Consider the following 18,319-nt stretch of genomic DNA (forward strand, 5'->3'; position numbering starts at 1 on the left):
AAGTTTAAATAAATTGCATAATAAAATAAATAATTTTTACCGCTCATTTCACTATGCTCGGTTGGCAATATTTTTGCCAATTATCATAAAGAATTTTTGATATTAATGCATTATTGGGATAAATAGCAGAAAACAGCATTGGTTATCTAGGCTAGAGAATATTAGAAGAAATGACTACTCTATACGAAAGATTATTTACTTATAAAAAGCAAAATCCTTATTATAGTTTTTAAAAGATAAAGTAAATCATTGTGATATGTAAAATAAAAGTTTCACATCCATATCGTGAAACTTTTATTTTACAATTTTAAACTACATATCATAGACATATATTTTTATACTCTGCTATGTGAAACTAATTAACTATTCCCGAAATCATGATGTTTGATTCGCTGATAATTATACCAGTTTGTTTGATTTGCCATCAAATTAGGTTGATTTTCTTGTAGTTCAGTATATTTGGAATTACCATCTTTCAGCTCGGGATTATCTTCAGCACTACTGGATCCTGAAGATAAACTTGTCTGAACATGTTGCTGAAACTCCATTTTCCGGGCTTTTTTATCCAGCATTGATATATGAATTTCTGTATCATAAATGCTTTTCAGTTCGAGCAATTTTTGATAAGTAGCAATCAACTCTTTATTATCAGGAGTTCGCATGATTTGCCCTTCAAGAAATTCACGGCATTTATTAAACTCTTCAGTTCTCATGGCTCATATATTAAAAAAATCTCAATATCTAAATTTTACACCATTTACAGAAATTAGCATTGAGAAATTGAATTAATATTTAAGTTATTCAGATATTATTAATCTAAATATCTGATATTACATTCGTTAAAAAATTTATCTTTATTCTCACAAATACGGGAATAGAGAAATTTAAAATTCTGAATCAAAATTTCAAGTACTTTTTTCTCAAAATATTAGAGATATAAGCAAAGCAATTGCACAAAAATTAATCACGCTTAAATTGGATTGATTCACCTTGTTTTTTTATAGTTATCCACAGATATACTCACAAAATTTGTGAAATTCTGAAGTACTTTGAAATGATAGTAAAGGCTGAATAATAAAAATAATCAATCATATATATATGTTTTTAAAACATTTTTAATTTATTAAGTAAATTGAAAAAGTAAAACAACATAATTGAAATTAAAGTTCAGTAGTTCCAGACGTTTTGAATTAAAAATATCCTGTTAAACACTCACAATTTCTACTCATATAGATTTTGTTTCAATAATATTGATAATGCACCATAAAATTATACAAAGTAGGAAATTTAGACTTGAATTCTTCAATAAACATAAATAAAAAATATAAGTATATTTAGGTTGATTTTTTTAGAAATCAATAAATTAAATTTAATCAAAATATTTATTCATACTGGTACTTGACATTAATTTTCTGATACCAATATATCTGTTAATGAAAATATAACTAAAGGAAATTTTGATGAGATTCGATAAGCTTACTGCAAAGTTTCAACAGGCATTACAAGATGCACAAAGTCTTGCTTTAGGACAGGATGCTGGTTATCTGGAAGCCGTATTTATATTGAAGGCTTTACTGAATGATAATGATAGTGGCTGTGCTGCTTTACTTACTCAGGCTGGTGCAAATGTTGCACAGGTTAAACAGCAGGTTGACTCTACTATTAATGGTTTACCCAGAGTATCCGGTCAGGGGGGTGAAATCCTACCCAGTACTGAATTGCAGCACATTCTCAATCTGATGGATAAAGCTGCTATTAAACGTAATGATGCTTATATTGCCAGCGAGTTGTTTTTGCTTGGTGCTGTTCAGGAAAACGGACAATGCGGACGTATTCTTAAACAGGCTGGTGTTACAGAAGATAAATTGAATTCGGCGATAGATGCCGTTCGCGGAGGCGCAAGTGTGGATAATCCTAACGCAGAAGATCAACGTGAAGCATTGAAAAAATATACAACCGACCTGACTGAAAAAGCACGTTCGGGTAAGCTGGATCCCGTAATCGGGCGAGATGATGAAATCCGGCGCACTATTCTGGTGCTTGAACGGCGTACTAAAAACAACCCTGTACTTATCGGTGAACCGGGTGTAGGTAAGACTGCTATTGTTGAAGGTTTAGCTCAACGAATTGTGAATAATGAAGTTCCGGATTCTTTGCGCAATAAGCGTTTGCTTTTGCTGGATCTGGCTAGTTTGATTGCCGGTGCAAAATTCCGGGGTGAATTTGAAGAACGTCTGAAAGCAGTACTTAATGATCTGGCTAAAGACGAAGGCAATACCATTATTTTTATTGATGAAATACATACACTGGTAGGAGCTGGTAAAGCCGATGGTGCTATGGATGCAGGTAATATGCTCAAGCCGGCTCTTGCGCGGGGTGAATTGCATTGCATCGGTGCGACAACATTGGATGAGTATCGTCAATATATTGAAAAAGACCCTGCTCTGGAACGCCGTTTCCAGAAAGTACTGGTAAAAGAACCGACAGTTGAAGATACCATTGCCATTTTACGTGGCTTACAGGAACGCTACGAAATCTATCATGGCGTAGAAATCACTGATCCGGCAATTGTAGCTGCTGCTGAATTATCTAATCGTTATATTACCGACCGTTTCTTACCAGATAAAGCCATTGACCTGATTGATGAGGCTGCATCATTAATTAAAGTTGAAAGCCAGTCTATGCCTGAAAGCATGGACAAGCTTAAACGCCGTGAAATACAGCTGGAAATTGAACGCGCATCTCTGGTGAAAGAAGATGATGAAGCCAGCAAAAAGCGTCTGGCACTGCTGGATGAAGAGCTGGATAATGTTAAACGTGAGTTTGCTGATCTGGATGAAATCTGGAAAGCGGAACGAGCTAAAGCTCAAGGCAGCGTTACAATTAAAGAGCAGATTGATCAGCTAAAAGTTAAGATGGATGCGCTTAAGCGTAATGGTAAATGGGAAGAAGTGGCCAAGCTGCAATATGAAGAATTACCCCGGCTTGAATCACAGTTACAGGCTGCTGACAACGGGCAACAGAATAATCAGCCTAACAAGCTGTTACGCACTAAAGTAGGCTCAGAAGAAATTGCCGAAATTGTTTCGCGCATGACTGGTATTCCGGTATCCAAAATGATGGCTGGTGAACGGGAAAAACTATTGAGAATTGAAGAAGTATTGCATGAACGTGTAGTGGGACAGGATGAAGCTGTACGCGCTGTAGCAGATGCAATCCGCCGCTCACGCTCCGGTTTATCAGACCCGAATAAACCATATGGCAGCTTTTTGTTCCTCGGTCCCACCGGTGTAGGTAAAACAGAGTTGTGTAAAACTCTGGCAAGCTTTTTGTTTGATAGCGAAACCCATCTGATTCGTGTAGATATGTCGGAATATATGGAAAAACATTCCGTTGCGCGCTTAATTGGTGCACCTCCCGGCTATGTTGGTTATGAAGAAGGCGGTTTTTTGACTGAGCAGGTACGCCGCAATCCTTATAGTGTGGTTTTGCTGGATGAAGTTGAAAAAGCTCATCCGGATGTATTCAACATTTTGTTACAAGTTTTGGATGATGGTCGTTTAACTGACGGTCAGGGACGTACAGTTGATTTCAAAAATACGGTTATCGTTATGACTTCCAATATTGGCAGTCAGGAAATCCAGAAAATGGAAAGCGATGATTATGCTGCGATTAAGGCAGTAGTAATGGATGAAGTTAAACAATACTTCCGCCCTGAACTGATTAACCGTATTGATGAAGTTGTTGTATTCCATAGTCTTAACCAATCCAATATTCGTGCTATCGCTAATATCCAGCTTGCCGGTCTGCGTCAGCGTCTGGAAAAAATGGATTTACATTTACAGGTTGATGATGCTGCTTTGGATGTACTGGCTAAGGTGGGATTTGATCCGGTCTATGGCGCACGTCCTCTGAAACGGGCTATTCAGACCGAAATCGAAAATCCACTGGCTAAAGAATTACTGGCTGGAGACTATGCTCCTAACAGTACAATTATGTTAACGGCTCAGGATGGTATTTTGACTTTTGCCTGATTATTAATTGAGAAACCTGCTGTAAAGCAGGTTTTTTTTAACCTCTAAATTAGCTTTATCTTTTATCTATATTGGTATTATCTAAAATTATTGGAAGCATTAATCTGATAATTTCTGAATTTTTAACTTTATCTATACTTGACGATTTAAATAATGTACAGAATATTTTATCAAAATGACAAACAAAATTTTTAAAGCGGCTTTGTTAACTCTATGTTTAACTACCAGTTTTAACATTCATGCAACAACTACGCCAAATAGCTGTAAATTATTAGGTCTCAACAATTGCCCTGCCCCATTGGACAAAAAATTACCGGATGTCAAAAACATGTTAAGCTGGAATCAACAACAACGGGCAATTGGCTTTCGTAATGACTATCGCTCTTATCCCGGTGATGTTTTTCACGCTGCTCATGGCCTGCTACTGCCCAGAGCGCCTCAAAATCTGTCTAATGTAAATTATCAGATTCATGGTCAGTCATATCTGCTAAAAGATTATTTAAAGCGTAATAATGTAACTGGAATGATGGTAATTAAAGATGGCAAAGTAGTATGGGATTATTACGCTAATGGTAATAATCCTACTACACTTTGGACATCACGCTCAGTGGGTAAATCGGTGGTTTCTACACTAGTAGGTATTGCTCTGAAAGAAGGTAAAATCAAATCGCTGAATGATGAGATAGTAAAATATAATCCTGATGTGCGGGGAACAGCATGGGAGCACGTGACAATTCGTCAACTGCTTCAGCATACTTCTGGTGTGAACTGGAACGAAGATTACACTGATCCGAAATCTGATTTTTCACAACTTACTCAATGTGAAGCCAATCCTGATACTTATACCTGCGTCAACAGTCTGGTAAAAGCACCCGGCCGAAAATCATATGCTAAGTCCGGTAAAGCATGGTCTTATTCATCCGGTGGTGCATGGCTGCTAGGAGACACGCTTGAAAAAGCAACTGGTGAAAGTATTGCTCAATATCTACAGAATAAAATCTGGCAACCATTCGGTATGAGCAAAGATGGTGTGTGGCACAGTTATACCGTGGGACAACATGATGTTGGTGCACACGGATTTAATGCCACGCTTGAAGACTGGGGTAAATTTGGCCTCTTCGTAATGAATAATGGTACGCTGCCAGATGGCAGGCAAATATTACCTAAAAACTGGGTTAAAGATTCCCGTAACTGGAATCAGGCGAAAAATTCAGTCAGCAAACTGCATCCGGAAGGAAGTTATGGCTATGAATGGTGGAATAATAGTGTACCGGCTACTGTAAATGATGTTTCTCCAAAAACAGGGCTGAACAGTCAGGACAGCATGTGGGCTTTAGGAATTTACGGACAGATTATTATGGTTAATCAGAAACAGAAACTGGTTATTGTGCAATGGTCTACTTGGCCTAAAGCTGAGCCCTCTTTTCTGGAACAGCCACTGGAAGCATCTTTAATGTTTAATGCAATTGCTAACAGGCTTGCATCATAACTGTTATTATTTAGCCTGACACAAATCTGTGCACCTGTTTACTGCCAAACAGTTTCTGGTGCTTTTTAGCATATAGGTTGATTCACAAGATTTTATTATGGCACAGGAAATTGAACGTAAATTTCTGGTAGTAGGCAATGCGTGGCGGAATCTGGCATCAGCTAAGCATCTTTGTCAGGGCTATTTATCGACGGTTAAAGAACGAACCGTACGTATCCGTATTTGTGATGATAAAGCATGGATAACGATTAAAAGCACAAATCGTGGCATTACTCGTACTGAATTTGAATACTCAATTCCGGTTGCAGATGCCAGACATATGCTCACTCATATGGCAGAGCAGCCAATAATTGAGAAATACCGTTACTGCATACCTCTAAATGGACTTATCTGGGAAATTGATGAATTTTTAGGTGTGAATCAAGGCCTGATTGTGGCTGAAGTTGAATTAAACCACACTGATGAGCATATTATTTTTCCAGACTGGATAGGACAGGAAGTATCGGATGATCCCAGATATTACAATAATAATCTAGTCAGAAAGCCTTTTACATCGTGGCATAAGTCTTAATTTGCGGACTTCTGAACAATCTAACCAGATATATCACAATTAATCTATACTTCACCTAACAATTGTTCGCGTGTCAGCAAAAAGACAAAACCATCTCCGCTACTGGTAGGCATCCAGGTAAATGGTAATTCCGGAAATGCCTGCTCCAGTACTTCGCGATTATGTCCGATTTCAACCAGCAATACTCCTTTTGGGTTAAGATATCTGGCAGCCTGCTGAATAATCTGCCGAGTAGCATCCAGACCATCAATCCCGCTACCTAATGCTAGTTCTGGCTCATGCAGATATTCTTCTGGCAATTGTGCGACTGATTCGGCATCTACATAGGGCGGATTTGACACGATTAAATCATAAGTTGTATCAATACCGGTAAACAGGTCGGTATGAATCAGATTGATTCGATCCTCTAATCCATAGTCTTCAATATTCATACCTGCTACTTCAAGCGCATCAAGACTGATATCTACTGCATCAATCATCGCATCCGGATAAATGTCCGCCATCTGAATAGCCAGTGCACCGCTGCCCGTGCATAAATCCAGTGCTCTGTGTACCAGTTCATCATATTCAATCCATGGATGAAGCGGTGCACCTAAAAGCTCATAAATAAATGAACGCGGCACGATTACTCTCTCATCAACATAAAATTCATATGCACCCTGCCATGCCTGATGAGTAAGATAAGCCACTGGTATGCGTTCACTGGTACGGCGTTGAACAAGCTGTAGCAGCAGTGACTTTTCTGTGTCGAGCAAACGGGCATCAAGAAACGGCTCTAATGTGTCCAGTGGCAAATGTAAGGTATGTAAAATCAGGTAGGCAGCTTCATCATAGGCATTATCATTTCCATGACCAAAAAATAATTCTGCCTCTTGAAACTGACTCACAGTAAAGCGTAAAAAATCACGTACAGTATGCAGTTGCTGCGCTGCTGCTTCAAATACAGACATGTATCACTCCGGCAATAAAACAAGTGTGAATTATAACAGTTAAAAAGTTATCTAAAATAACCGGCCAAAGCCAGCTGTTAATAATGCGGTAACAGACTACGATTATCCGGATGTCTGATAAGCGGTTTAAGCAAGCGACGAAAATCTACCAGAGAGTGCTGATACCGTTTATCACCGCTCAATGCCAGAAAATAATGCTGTACTATATTCGCCTGTTGCTCCATATTCAGCTGATTAAGGCTGATAACTGTTTCTGGGGGCGGATACCGGTAGGCACGAGCCTGATAGTAGCCTGCTTTAAGTGCAAGACAGACTCCGGCAAATAAAATTGGAAAACCATGCTGGCTTTGCCAGACATGCATAAGCTCATGCATCAGCCAGCCTTGCATGCTCAAATCCGACTGAGTAAAATCATCAACATAATATGCCGCCGGAAAAATAATATGATTTCCGCATGTTATGGCAGCATGCGGATGTACTAGCCACCATGCATCACGTACTATCTGCACTTTTGTCCAGTCTGCTGCATTACCCAGAAACTTTCTGACCAACCTCAACTCGTTATCCGTTAATGATCTTTGCATGTCTTTATTTCTGAATGGTGGTCACATGTCTGCGGGCAAACCACTGCCAGCCATTCCAAACCACAATATATCCGAGGGTTGCAAGTATCATGCCCAATACTGGCACACCCAAAAGTAAAGGCTTACCAAACTGAATCAGCCATTGCCATAATTCAGTCCCGAGATGACCTAATTTAAACTCTGGCAATTCAGGCATGGCTTTGCCCCACTGACCATATAATAAGCCCTCACCAATCTGATAAGCACAGTAATATAAGGGTATATAAGTTAGCGGATTTGTATACAGTGTAGTTAAAAGTGCCACGGGTAAATGTGTGCGGACCACATAAGCCACTATCAGAGCAGTAAGCATTTGGGTAGGTCCGGGCATGAGACCACAAAACATGCCAACAGCTACAGCAGAGGCAGCACGTTCTCGATTGAGCTGCCAGTAATATGGCCTGTCAAACCAGCGTGCAAATGGTTTAAACCATGGAGAAGTAAATAATGATGCCTGTGTTGGCATTTTTTGCCGCATATACTGAATCCATTTGGTCAGGCTACTATTTAGCATCTTGCCGGGACCAAATTTGAAAATTACCAATACAGATTTTCATACTAAAAAAACATAACCTATTTTTTTAATTATAAATCAAACAAAAAATCAGACATTTGCTATGATAATAACTTAATACTAATATCCGGTTTAACCTGATTCTGTTGATTTTCACTTTTATTTTATGCTGAGGAGTTAAGACAGGTAATTAAATACAAATTTATTCCCGTTCAAACGCACGATGCTTCTTTTTAACCAGCACATATACTGCACCATCATTACGCTCATTTGGCTGGGCATAAGCCAGCACTTCGGGGTGTGCCATTAACCAGCGGCGTACAAGTGTTTTCAATACAGGCTGATAATCCTTTGATCCCAGTCCGCTGCCATGGACTATTTCACCAACTACACCGTATTGCTGAATATAATCTATAAATTCATTCAATACTTCCTGGGCCTCATCCTGACGATAGCCATGTAAATCCACATAAGCTACGATAGGCCATTGCTTCGCCTGCAAACGCTTAATATCAGCCGTACCGCGACCATTTTTACTGAACACTGGCGGTGCAGTATCATTCTGATTTTCACCAACATAAAAATAGCTGCTTTCGTCTGTTGATTCTTCCTGACGGGTTCGCAATTTAATCGGGCTGGTATCACGCGGATGCTGAAACTGATTTCTTGCCTTTAACGGCGTAATATCTTTTCCGATCGCTTCAGCAAAATTAACATCCGTCTGGCGCTTTTGTACTTCTTTTGCCTGCTGCTCTTCTGCCAGACGTTTCGCTTTAGCCTGTTTACCCAGTTGCTGCAATTGATCCTGAAATGAGTTTTTAACCATTTGTATAATCATTCATATATAAATCCTATTACCATGATTTTAACAGAGCAATAATTTAAGAGTTAAGCTTGACGTTTATTAACTTTCTTTCAAACGGATATAGGATTCAAGTTCATTTTCAGTTATTCTAACGCTGTATTGAATATATTCATTCAGGAATGGATTTTATGGCAGCAAATAATGTGTCTTCACACTCAGATAAAGAAACTGATGTCATTATCGTTGGAGCCGGACCTGCTGGTTTAAGTCTGGCACGCGCTTTAGCTCCATCAGGGCTTTCAATTACTGTAGTTGAAAAACAGGAAATGGCTGTACTGGCGCACCCGCCTTTTGATGGCAGGGAAATTGCTCTGACACATTATTCAAAGGAATTAATGCAGCAGTTAGATATGTGGGACAAAATTGCACCAGATGAAATTTATCCTTTGCGTGATGCTAAAGTAATTAATGGCTATTCTAACTATCAGCTCCATTTTGAACAGCCAACAATGGCTCGCGGCAAACCGGCCAATACACTGGGTTTTTTAATCAGTAATCATAATATCCGGCGTGCTGCATACGAAGCAGTCAAGGCCTTTAATAATGTAAATATTATTACTGGCCATAGTATTATTGATGTAAAAAATGATCATGCAAATCAAATTGAAGCCAAGCTGGATGATGGCCGGCTAATCAAAGGGAAACTACTTGTTGCTGCCGATAGCCGTTTTTCCAATACACGCCGCCAGTTGGGAGTTTCGGCTCAGATTCACGATTTCGGGCGTACAGTAATTGTTTTCCGAATGCAGCATACATTGAGTAATCAGCATACAGCACTGGAATGTTTCCATTACGGGCGTACTCTTGCTCTACTGCCACTTGAAGAAAATCTCACTAATTGTGTTGTTACTATTAATAATGAACATGCAGGTGACATTCTGGCCATGTCTCCCGCTGAATTGGCAGCTGATATTACCCAGCAGCTCAAAGGTAAACTAGGTGAGATGCATTTGGTTAGCACTGTTCATCATTACCCGCTTGTCGGTGTCCATGCCAATGCATTTTATACTCAGCGCAGTGCTCTTATTGGAGATGTGGCAGTTGGTATGCATCCGGTAACAGCTCATGGTTTTAATCTTGGACTAAGCGGAGTAGGTATATTGTCCAAACTGATTAATGAAGCCGTCTCTAAAGGAAAAGATATTGGCAGCCAGACTTTACTGGCTCAATATCAGAGACAGCATATGCCGCATACCCGGATTCTGTATCACGGAACTAACGCTATGGTGTCTTTATTTACTAACGACAGCCACCCTGCCCGACTGATGCGCTCACTGGTTTTGCGTATCAGCAATAATCTGCCTCCGGTGAAAAAACTGATTAGCAAACAGTTAACCGGATAATCCAATTTATACAACCAATAAAATAGCTGTTAACTATATATGTGTTAGCAGCTATTTTTTATCAAAATTTTTCTGCTTAAATCAGACCGTTATTAATTTGTTGCAATAGCTCAATCGGGTTCTGACTTTGCGTTACCGGTCTGCCCATTACCAGATAGCTGCTGCCTGCTACTAAAGCTGCTTTTGGAGTCATAATACGCCGCTGATCATCTGTAATTGAATTTTGTAATCTGATACCGGGCGTAACTAGTAAAAAATCCTGCCCGAGCTGTCCGCGTAATAAAGATGCTTCCTGAGCAGAACAAACCACGCCATCAAGACCGGATTGCCGGGTTAATTCAGCCAGACGAATAACTGTTTCATCTATGGATGAGTTTATACCGATTTCTGCCAGTTCATTCTGAGTCATACTGGTTAATACCGTTACTGCAATTAATAATGGTGGCTGGCTGCAATTACTAACAGCTTCAGCAGCAGCTTCCATCATTCTTCGACCGCCCGATGCATGCATATCTACCATCCACACTCCCATATCAGCAGCCACTTTACAGGCAGACGCTACGGTATTGGGAATATCATGGTATTTTAAATCAAGAAAAATCCGATAGCCTTGTAATACAAGCTGCTCAACCAGATAGCGGCCAGTAGCAGTAAATAGTTCTTTACCTATTTTAAGCTGGCACAAATCCGGGTCTAACTGACGAACAAAATTCAGCGTTGTTTCAGCATTGGCAAAATCCAGTGCCACAATGACAGGTTTAGCTTTCTGATTCATTAAAGTAGTATCAAGCATCAATGGATTCATATTCCGCAAGTCATCATTCAATATTGTCTTTAACAATACACATATATATATTGCTAAAGACTTATTCATAGAAATCATTTAATTATGATATTAAACTCTAATTTAATATCATATTATTTTTAAAAGTCATTTTATGATTTTAAAAAATCATCTGTAACTGATTGTGTGCAGAATTTCTGTACATCAGACCAAATATTCAGCAACTGATAAGACTTATCAGCCAACTACACATCAATACGATTTGGCGTAAATGTTTCCCATTTATTACAAGCCGGACAATGCCAGAAGAATACCTGAGATTTAAAATGACAATGGCGGCAACGGTACATCACAGATTTTTGCATCTGCATACCCACTACTGAACGCATCATATCAACTTCGGCTTTCCACTTCGAACTGATAGTATTTTGTAAAACTCCGAGTAAACGGTAAGTTCCGGTCAGAGTAGGCTTACGCCGCACCAGATCAATAACAATTTCGGTAGCTCGGTCTTCACCATATACAGGTAAAGACTTTTCATATATCACACCAGATAAATCCAGCTGCGGAAACGTCTGGGCAAAACCAATTAAAACTTCCAGACCGTCTGCGGCTTTATTCATTCCATCATAGGCATCATATAAACGCTCACCTACCAGACTGAGATATTCATAATTCTGTTTTTCAATAGCGCTATAAGCATCTACAGCAGCCTGAAAATTTTGTTGTTTCAGTTCAACATCACCCAGAATCATATTAGCCCGGCTGCATTTGCGATTGACTGCCAGAGCCTGAAAAATATACTCACGTGCTTTATTGTACTCAGACTGATACAAAGCCAACTGAGCTAGCTCACAGTAAAACTGGGCAATTTCAAATTGATAAGTCTGGTCTCCGGTACTGAGTTCTTCTGCCAGCTTAATGGCTTTTTCCCAGTCCCGATCCTGCTGATAAATATTCAGCAATATCTGCCGTGCCTGTCTGGCTTTACTGCCATTGAGCAAACCAACCAGAATCTGCTCGGCACGGTCTACCAGACCGGCGGCTTGATAATCCTGTCCAAGTTCGAAAGCGACAATATCACGACGTTCTGCGATAGTTTCCGGTAGCTCCAGTAATTTCTGATGTAAAGCGATGGCCTTATCATTTTCACCACGCTGACGGTACAACTTCCCTAATGTCAGATGCAGCTCATAAGTGCTTTGACGGGCATCATTTTGCTGATCGACAACCTCAGCCAGCTCACGTACTGCAACCGCACTTTTATTCTCAGCCAGAGCATCCAGACTTTTATAAAATCCTTCCGGTATGGCTTTCGCCTGTTTCAGCACAGCCCGCATATCTACCCGGGCAGCAAACCAGCCCATAGCAAAAAATACAGGTAACAAAATAACCGGTGCCAGCCACATCCAGAAATCATTACTATCCATATTAATTATTTACTTTCTTCTGATCAAAATTACCGGATTGTGACTGAGTAGCAGTAGTGGCAAGATTTTCAGTATGTACTGCCTGAGCGGCTGCCTTAATTTGTTTATCGAGCTTAGCCTGTAACTGATTGACCTGGCTGCGCAGACGTAATAATCGCCCAAACATGGCAAACACACCAAAAACAGCACCAATAATAAAAAATATCAGTAATAGGACAATTAATGGCAAATTGACAGTTTGTCCGGGTAAATAATTGAATGCAGTCATTTGTGTATTGCTTACAGCAAGCAGCAACAATATCAGCAACACCACTATTTTTATTAATGCATAAATAATTTTCATACTTATTCACCTTACACTGTACTGTTTTCTGAAGATTTAATCAGACGTCAGATACAAGCCGGATTATTGAGGAAGCAACACAGTTTAAACGATTTCACGCCTTTTTAGCAAAAACTGCCCCCTGCTTTCAGCATTGGCAAGCAAAACAGGCAGTGATAATATTTACTTTTATATAAAGTAACAGCGGCTATCGGCTAAAGATAAGTCCAACAGCTGTTGTTACCATTATTTTTTGTACTGCCTAGTCATCAATCCTGCATTGCCCTATCCATTGCAACACAGGGTTCCGGCCACCGCAGCTTAATGTCTTATTTTGGAGAAGTTTTATTATGTCTATGGCCGACCAAGACGGTTTTATCTGGTTTAATGGTAATCTTGTTGAGTGGAGAAATGCTCAAACTCATGTTTTAACTCATACATTGCATTATGGTATGGGGGTTTTCGAAGGCGTACGTGCTTATGAAACGCAAAACGGAACAGCTATTTTCCGTTTACAGGATCATACTAAACGTCTGTTTAACTCCGCTAAAATTACTGGCATGCATCTGCCATTCACAATGGAAGAAATCAATCAGGCTCACATTGAAGTAGTTAAAGCCAACAAACTGGCTTCCTGCTATTTTCGACCTATGGCTTTTTATGGTTCAAACAAACTGGGTGTAGCACCAGATCAAAATGATGTACAGGTAATTGTGGCTGCCTGGCCATGGGGAGCCTATCTTGGCGAAGAAGGTATGCAAAAGGGTATTCGCGTGCAAATAAGCTCGTTCACCCGTCATCACCCCAATATCACCATGATTAAAGCCAAAGCCAATGGCAACTACATGAATTCTATTATGGCTAATACCGAAGCTACCCGTAATGGCTATGATGAAGCAATAATGCTGGATTCAAACGGTTTTGTTGCTGAAGGATCCGGGGAAAATATATTTATCGTCAATGATGGGAAACTTTACACACCGGTTCTGGATGCAGCTTTGGATGGGATTACCCGGCGTACAGTAATGGCTATCGCAGCTGATATGAATTTAACCGTTACTGAAAAGCATATTACCCGGGATGAAGTTTATTGCGCAGACGAAGTATTCTTTACAGGCACGGCAGCTGAAGTCACACCTATCCGTGAAGTTGACGGTCGCGTAATTGGTTGTGGCTCCCGCGGTACGTTGACTACAGAGATTCAGCAGCGATATTTTGACATTGTTCATGGCAAAATTACCAAATATGAATCCTGGCTGACTTATATCATTTAATTATCTGAATAAAAGACCTGATTACAACATTATTTGCTGTAATCAGGTCTGTTTTGTATGATTAGCTCTCAGCTCAACCAAGGGAAATAATTATGAGTAATACTGCCCAATCAGTTACAACCATTACACCGCATGATTTACCATTGATATGTACCGGCCCGGAACATGAAACATGGAATGGTCATCCCCGGGTATTTTTACCCATTCAGTCTAACAGTAGTATTGAATGCCCCTATTGTGGCAAACAATATCATCTGGATGGTATTGCTGACAATCATCACTAACTTTGTTCAGGCATGCACATAACCAATAACTACTCTTCAATTAAATCGAAATTTGAGAATTTAATTCTTTTTTAATATTGTGGTACAGTTACCTCCATTTATCCTACCTAGTATAGCCCAAATAATAAGGAAATGTCATGAGTGAACTCACACACAGCCGATTAATTATCCTTGGTTCCGGACCTGCCGGTTATACAGCTGCGGTTTATGCAGCCCGTGCAGGTTTGAAACCTACACTGATTACCGGTATGGCACAGGGTGGTCAGTTGATGACAACAACCGAAGTGGATAACTGGCCGGCTGATGTCAATGGTGTGCAAGGCCCTGAACTGATGCAGCGTTTTCTGGAACATGCCGAACGCTTTGGTACCAATATGATTTTTGACCATATCAATCAGGTGAATTTACAGCAGCGCCCGTTTACTCTTGTTGGTGATATGGGAAGTTACAGCTGTAATGCATTAATCATTGCAACAGGTGCTTCTGCCAAGTACCTGGGATTACCCAGTGAAGAAACTTTTGCCGGCAGAGGCGTTTCCGCGTGTGCCACCTGTGACGGCTTTTTCTACAAAGATCAGGATATAGCTGTTGTCGGCGGGGGTAATACTGCGATTGAAGAAGCTTTGTATCTGGCAAATATCGCACGTACCGTTACCCTGATACATCGCCGTGACAACTTTCGTGCTGAAAAAATCATGATTGACAGATTACTGGAGCGGGTAAAAGAAGGCAAAATCATTCTTAAACTTAATGCCATAGTTGATGAAATTCTTGGTGATGACAAAGGAGTAAACTCAGTACGCATCAATTATGCCGATAATGAAAGTGAAATTCTGGCAGTAACCGGCATATTCATTGCTATTGGCCATCAGCCCAACACCGAAATTTTCAAAGGCCAGCTGGATATGGATGCAACAGGTTATCTCATTACCAAAGGTGGTAATGATGGCAATGTCGGCGCAACAAACATTCCCGGCGTATTTGCCGCAGGAGATGTGAAAGACCACATATACCGTCAGGCCATTACCAGCGCAGCATCAGGTTGTCAGGCTGCACTGGATGCAGACCATTATTTATCCGGATTAACTGAATAATTTTTTATTGTTATAAAGTGACCGGCTGAATGTCATCACATCAGCCGGTTTTAAAGTTTCTACTCTAGCGCTATATTTCGCGTAAAAGTAAATATTAGTTATAATGCGACCTTTAAGCTAAACACAAATCACGTTCAAGGATAATAATTATGGGCTTTTTGCAAGGCAAAAAAATCCTCATCACCGGTATGATTTCTGAACGCTCTATTGCCTATGGCATTGCCAAAGCCTGTCGTGAACAGGGAGCAGAACTGGCTTTCACCTATGTTGTAGACAAACTAGAAGACCGGGTACGCAAAATGGCTGCCGAACTGGGTTCAGAACTGGTATATCGCTGTGATGTACAAAGTGATGATGAAATCAGCCAGTTGTTTTCTGATTTAGGGAAAAGCTGGTCACAGCTTGACGGTCTGGTACATGCTATTGCTTTTGCACCAAAAGAAGCCTTAAACGGGGATTTTCTGGATAGTATTACACGCGAAGCATTTATGACGGCTCATGAAGTATCTGCTTATAGCTTGCCTGCACTGGCTAAAGCTGCCCGTCCGTTAATGAGTGGCCATAACAGCTCTATTCTTGCCCTGACCTATCTTGGTGCAGTACGTGCCATACCTAACTATAATGTAATGGGTATGGCTAAAGCATCATTGGAAGCAGGTATCCGCTTCACAGCAGCCTGCCTCGGAGAGGAAGGAATTCGATGCAATGGTATTTCAGCAGGCCCGATTAAAACTCTTGCTGCTTCAGGCATTGCCAATTTCGGCCGTTTGCTGGCACATGTATCTGCACAAAATCCTATTCGTCGTAATATCACTATTGATGAAGTTGGAAATACTGCTGCTTTCCTGTTATCAGATCTGGCTTCAGGTATTACAGGCGAAATCACATATGTTGATGGCGGTTACAGTATCAATGCTCTGGGCGTACCGGAAGATCTGGTAAGTACTCATAACAGCTAAACTACAACTAAATTGCAGGGGTACAAATTGAATAATTATTTATGATTTGGCATAAATTTTAGTACTGCTCAATAGTATAATACTAAAGTAAAGTTGCTTAATTAATCAAACTTATAATTAACACTCAATTTTTACCCTTACATAAAATCGTATATTTTATTACTTCATATAAATTATAAGCGTCATACTTATAGATGATTGATTTTAATCATATATTTTTATCTTAGCAATCAGAAAAGTCAAACCTGTTCAGGTTTGACTTTTTCTAAAGATGTATCAAAATCTATCTTATTGTTGAATCCTTTATAAATTCCTCTTTAAATATTATCAGAAGTTACTATTAACTTTTTTCTAAAAATAGCTTTTTCTTAATTAGACTGAATAAATCTCTGTTTATTAAGCAATTTATCTGCAGTTGCATAATACATTACCACAAAATCTTTGCTTCAGCTGAATTTATCATTAAACATTATTCTTTCTCCTGTTTTTTATATTACTAATTCTGGCTATGCTAATCTAATTATGCTAATTACATAACACGTCAGCAATACATAGCCGCTTTCACCGGTATACAGGTACAGGCTCTGCCGTTTGTCTGCGCTGCTTTCCTGAATCATCTGCAGCCCGTCCCACAGGAAGCGGGTACGGTTGTAGGGTTGGCCTTCGCGGTCTATCTGATGTTTTTCGATACGCCGGCCAAGGGCATCGTAAACGTAGCCGTAACGCTGACTGCGGCCGTTTGCTCAATGCGTACTTCGCTCAGGCGGTGTTCAGCATCGTAGTGGTAGTGCTGGGTTGTGCCGATGGTCTGTTTGCTGGCAGTTCTGCCGTGCTCGTCGTAGCGGTAGTGGTGTCCTCTGAAATGCAGGAGCTGGTTACAGCGAATCAGGTTGTGATTGCTGTAGTCTTCTCTGTATTTGCTGTCCAGCAGGTTGGCAGCGGCATCGTATTGCAGGGTTTCCCAGTATCTCTGATTACGGCAGCCTTCGATTCTGCCGGTGTGATCATAGCGGTAATCGGTCTGGCCGTGTTTGCTGTGTTTTTTGCTTACCAATCGGTCGAGGTTGTCGTACTGGTAGCTGCGTTCGATGAGGATATCAGGCAGGATGGGATTCTGATTGCGCTGTATCTGTTTGCGTTGCAGCCGGCTGTTGCGGTCGTATTTGAACTGGGTGTTCAGGCATCCCTGAGTGCGTGATACTTCGCGGTGCAGTTAGATAGTTATGTTAAAATAATTATGCCGTTTGAGCAAAAAAAGACCCGCATTATTAAAATCATCAATTTTCTTTTTTAAAAATAAATACCCAATAGCATCAGATAAAAATAATGCTCCACCATCATGAACTGGAATATCTGATGAATATAATTGACCAATAAAATCATATTCATGCATTAATTTTTCACACGCAACAATTCCATTGGGTATTTTATTTGACAAAAAAGAAAATGTTGGATAATCACTATTCTCTAATTGTGCTTTTTTAATTCAAGATATTGAGGAACAAGGTTATTATTATTTTCGCATAGCTTTGATATGTCTGTTAGCGTTACTCTTGTAAATCCTGATTTTAAGTGATCAAGTTCTGCATCATCACCGGAATAAACAATATCGTCCAAGAAATATCTATTTTCATTATATGTTGAAAATACGGAAATATATTTAGCTTTAGGAAGATTAATTCTGTAACTATCCCCTAAAATAGTACAGCAAGAAAGTAGAAAATTCTCTATGATATTTTTAAGGAGAATTTCAATATGAAAAAATTTTCAGAGCATCAAATTG

19 protein-coding genes are annotated in these 18,319 nt (G+C 39.9%); 9 read left to right on the plus strand and 10 right to left on the minus strand.

The annotated features are described in order from the left end of the window. Positions 1-359: 359 nt before the first annotated feature. Positions 360-662 carry a hypothetical protein gene (locus H3V00_RS03355; protein ID WP_198186111.1) on the minus strand — a complete coding sequence of 101 codons (303 nt, stop codon included), beginning with the start codon at positions 660-662 and terminating at the stop codon, positions 360-362. Positions 663-1,460: 798 nt separating this feature from the next. Here H3V00_RS03355 and clpB point away from each other — a divergent pair. From clpB to H3V00_RS03370, 3 genes are all read left to right on the plus strand, one after another. Beyond that, positions 1,461-4,034 (plus strand): ATP-dependent chaperone ClpB, encoded by a 2,574-nt coding sequence (clpB, locus tag H3V00_RS03360; RefSeq protein ID WP_037395109.1) that lies wholly within the window; start codon positions 1,461-1,463, stop codon positions 4,032-4,034. A gap of 328 nt (positions 4,035-4,362) precedes the next feature. Next, positions 4,363-5,523 carry a serine hydrolase gene (locus H3V00_RS03365; protein WP_198206404.1) on the plus strand — a complete coding sequence of 387 codons (1,161 nt, stop codon included), beginning with the start codon at positions 4,363-4,365 and terminating at the stop codon, positions 5,521-5,523. Between the two features lie 97 nt (positions 5,524-5,620). Beyond that, positions 5,621-6,094, plus strand: coding sequence for a CYTH domain-containing protein (locus H3V00_RS03370; protein ID WP_198206402.1), 474 nt, complete (start codon positions 5,621-5,623; stop codon positions 6,092-6,094). A gap of 44 nt (positions 6,095-6,138) precedes the next feature. Here H3V00_RS03370 and prmB read toward each other — a convergent pair whose 3' ends face one another. The 4 genes from prmB to H3V00_RS03390 all read right to left on the minus strand — a co-directional run bounded on the left by prmB (position 6,139) and on the right by H3V00_RS03390 (position 9,007). Continuing rightward, positions 6,139-7,044, minus strand: coding sequence for a 50S ribosomal protein L3 N(5)-glutamine methyltransferase (prmB, locus tag H3V00_RS03375; protein ID WP_198206400.1), 906 nt, complete (start codon positions 7,042-7,044; stop codon positions 6,139-6,141). Between the two features lie 77 nt (positions 7,045-7,121). Continuing rightward, positions 7,122-7,628, minus strand: coding sequence for a hypothetical protein (locus H3V00_RS03380; RefSeq protein ID WP_084586806.1), 507 nt, complete (start codon positions 7,626-7,628; stop codon positions 7,122-7,124). A 4-nt stretch (positions 7,629-7,632) separates the two neighbouring features. After that, positions 7,633-8,145 (minus strand): DUF2062 domain-containing protein, encoded by a 513-nt coding sequence (locus tag H3V00_RS03385; RefSeq protein WP_198206398.1) that lies wholly within the window; start codon positions 8,143-8,145, stop codon positions 7,633-7,635. 238 nt (positions 8,146-8,383) lie between these two features. After that, positions 8,384-9,007: a Smr/MutS family protein gene (locus H3V00_RS03390; RefSeq protein WP_084547799.1), complete on the minus strand. Its 624-nt coding sequence runs from the start codon at positions 9,005-9,007 to the stop codon at positions 8,384-8,386. Positions 9,008-9,174: 167 nt separating this feature from the next. Here H3V00_RS03390 and ubiM point away from each other — a divergent pair, with 167 nt between their 5' ends. Further along, on the plus strand, positions 9,175-10,389 hold the full coding sequence (ubiM, locus tag H3V00_RS03395) for a 5-demethoxyubiquinol-8 5-hydroxylase UbiM (RefSeq protein ID WP_198206396.1): 1,215 nt from the start codon (positions 9,175-9,177) through the stop codon (positions 10,387-10,389). A gap of 76 nt (positions 10,390-10,465) precedes the next feature. Here the strand turns inward: ubiM and pyrF are convergent, their stop codons facing one another. The 3 genes from pyrF to H3V00_RS03410 form a co-directional block, all read right to left on the minus strand. After that, a complete protein-coding gene (gene pyrF / locus H3V00_RS03400; protein WP_198206394.1) occupies positions 10,466-11,194 on the minus strand; it encodes an orotidine-5'-phosphate decarboxylase in 729 nt (242 codons plus the stop codon). A 224-nt stretch (positions 11,195-11,418) separates the two neighbouring features. Continuing rightward, on the minus strand, positions 11,419-12,603 hold the full coding sequence (gene lapB, locus H3V00_RS03405; RefSeq protein ID WP_025330835.1) for a lipopolysaccharide assembly protein LapB: 1,185 nt from the start codon (positions 12,601-12,603) through the stop codon (positions 11,419-11,421). A 1-nt stretch (position 12,604) separates the two neighbouring features. After that, positions 12,605-12,946, minus strand: a complete 342-nt coding sequence (locus H3V00_RS03410) for a lipopolysaccharide assembly LapA domain-containing protein (RefSeq protein WP_084586804.1) — start codon at positions 12,944-12,946, stop codon at positions 12,605-12,607. A 329-nt stretch (positions 12,947-13,275) separates the two neighbouring features. Between H3V00_RS03410 and H3V00_RS03415 the strand changes: the two genes are divergently transcribed. From H3V00_RS03415 to fabI, 4 genes are all read left to right on the plus strand, one after another. Next, entirely contained in the window at positions 13,276-14,199 is a 924-nt protein-coding gene (locus tag H3V00_RS03415) for a branched-chain amino acid transaminase (RefSeq protein WP_198206392.1), read from the plus strand. Between the two features lie 92 nt (positions 14,200-14,291). Then, entirely contained in the window at positions 14,292-14,483 is a 192-nt protein-coding gene (locus tag H3V00_RS03420; protein WP_037395126.1) for a zinc-finger domain-containing protein, read from the plus strand. A gap of 137 nt (positions 14,484-14,620) precedes the next feature. Beyond that, a complete protein-coding gene (gene trxB / locus H3V00_RS03425; RefSeq protein ID WP_198206390.1) occupies positions 14,621-15,577 on the plus strand; it encodes a thioredoxin-disulfide reductase in 957 nt (318 codons plus the stop codon). Positions 15,578-15,726: 149 nt separating this feature from the next. Next, the gene (gene fabI / locus H3V00_RS03430) at positions 15,727-16,536 is read left to right on the plus strand and encodes an enoyl-ACP reductase FabI (RefSeq protein WP_025330840.1); all 810 of its coding nucleotides are present in this window, start codon (positions 15,727-15,729) and stop codon (positions 16,534-16,536) included. 670 nt (positions 16,537-17,206) lie between these two features. Here fabI and H3V00_RS11640 read toward each other — a convergent pair. After that, positions 17,207-17,590, minus strand: coding sequence for a hypothetical protein (locus H3V00_RS11640; RefSeq protein ID WP_198206388.1), 384 nt, complete (start codon positions 17,588-17,590; stop codon positions 17,207-17,209). On the opposite strand from H3V00_RS11640, the gene H3V00_RS11645 reads away from it, so the two are divergent. After that, on the plus strand, positions 17,573-17,734 hold the full coding sequence (locus tag H3V00_RS11645) for a hypothetical protein (protein ID WP_198206386.1): 162 nt from the start codon (positions 17,573-17,575) through the stop codon (positions 17,732-17,734). The genes H3V00_RS11640 and H3V00_RS11645 overlap by 18 nt on opposite strands. Positions 17,735-17,749: 15 nt before the next feature. Here H3V00_RS11645 and H3V00_RS03445 read toward each other — a convergent pair whose 3' ends face one another. Then, on the minus strand, positions 17,750-17,929 hold the full coding sequence (locus H3V00_RS03445; RefSeq protein WP_198206385.1) for a hypothetical protein: 180 nt from the start codon (positions 17,927-17,929) through the stop codon (positions 17,750-17,752). Between the last annotated feature and the right edge of the window lie 390 nt (positions 17,930-18,319).

Origin of the sequence: Snodgrassella sp. W6238H11 (assembly GCF_016100525.1) — a bacterium.
Classification (GTDB): Bacteria; Pseudomonadota; Gammaproteobacteria; order Burkholderiales; family Neisseriaceae; genus Snodgrassella; species Snodgrassella alvi.

Excerpts from the sequence above, each read along its gene's own strand:
- H3V00_RS03355 (WP_198186111.1), bottom strand. The coding sequence starts at position 662 with ATGCGAACTCCTGATAATAAAGAGTTGATTGCTACTTATCAAAAATTG.
- clpB (WP_037395109.1), top strand. The coding sequence starts at position 1,461 with ATGAGATTCGATAAGCTTACTGCAAAGTTTCAACAGGCATTACAAGAT.
- H3V00_RS03365 (WP_198206404.1), top strand. The coding sequence starts at position 4,363 with ATGTTAAGCTGGAATCAACAACAACGGGCAATTGGCTTTCGTAATGAC.
- H3V00_RS03370 (WP_198206402.1), top strand. The coding sequence starts at position 5,621 with ATGGCACAGGAAATTGAACGTAAATTTCTGGTAGTAGGCAATGCGTGG.
- prmB (WP_198206400.1), bottom strand. The coding sequence starts at position 7,044 with ATGTCTGTATTTGAAGCAGCAGCGCAGCAACTGCATACTGTACGTGAT.
- H3V00_RS03380 (WP_084586806.1), bottom strand. The coding sequence starts at position 7,628 with ATGCAAAGATCATTAACGGATAACGAGTTGAGGTTGGTCAGAAAGTTT.
- H3V00_RS03385 (WP_198206398.1), bottom strand. The coding sequence starts at position 8,145 with ATGCGGCAAAAAATGCCAACACAGGCATCATTATTTACTTCTCCATGG.
- H3V00_RS03390 (WP_084547799.1), bottom strand. The coding sequence starts at position 9,007 with ATGGTTAAAAACTCATTTCAGGATCAATTGCAGCAACTGGGTAAACAG.
- ubiM (WP_198206396.1), top strand. The coding sequence starts at position 9,175 with ATGGCAGCAAATAATGTGTCTTCACACTCAGATAAAGAAACTGATGTC.
- pyrF (WP_198206394.1), bottom strand. The coding sequence starts at position 11,194 with ATGAATCCATTGATGCTTGATACTACTTTAATGAATCAGAAAGCTAAA.
- lapB (WP_025330835.1), bottom strand. The coding sequence starts at position 12,603 with ATGGATAGTAATGATTTCTGGATGTGGCTGGCACCGGTTATTTTGTTA.
- H3V00_RS03410 (WP_084586804.1), bottom strand. The coding sequence starts at position 12,946 with ATGAAAATTATTTATGCATTAATAAAAATAGTGGTGTTGCTGATATTG.
- H3V00_RS03415 (WP_198206392.1), top strand. The coding sequence starts at position 13,276 with ATGTCTATGGCCGACCAAGACGGTTTTATCTGGTTTAATGGTAATCTT.
- H3V00_RS03420 (WP_037395126.1), top strand. The coding sequence starts at position 14,292 with ATGAGTAATACTGCCCAATCAGTTACAACCATTACACCGCATGATTTA.
- trxB (WP_198206390.1), top strand. The coding sequence starts at position 14,621 with ATGAGTGAACTCACACACAGCCGATTAATTATCCTTGGTTCCGGACCT.
- fabI (WP_025330840.1), top strand. The coding sequence starts at position 15,727 with ATGGGCTTTTTGCAAGGCAAAAAAATCCTCATCACCGGTATGATTTCT.
- H3V00_RS03445 (WP_198206385.1), bottom strand. The coding sequence starts at position 17,929 with ATGCATGAATATGATTTTATTGGTCAATTATATTCATCAGATATTCCA.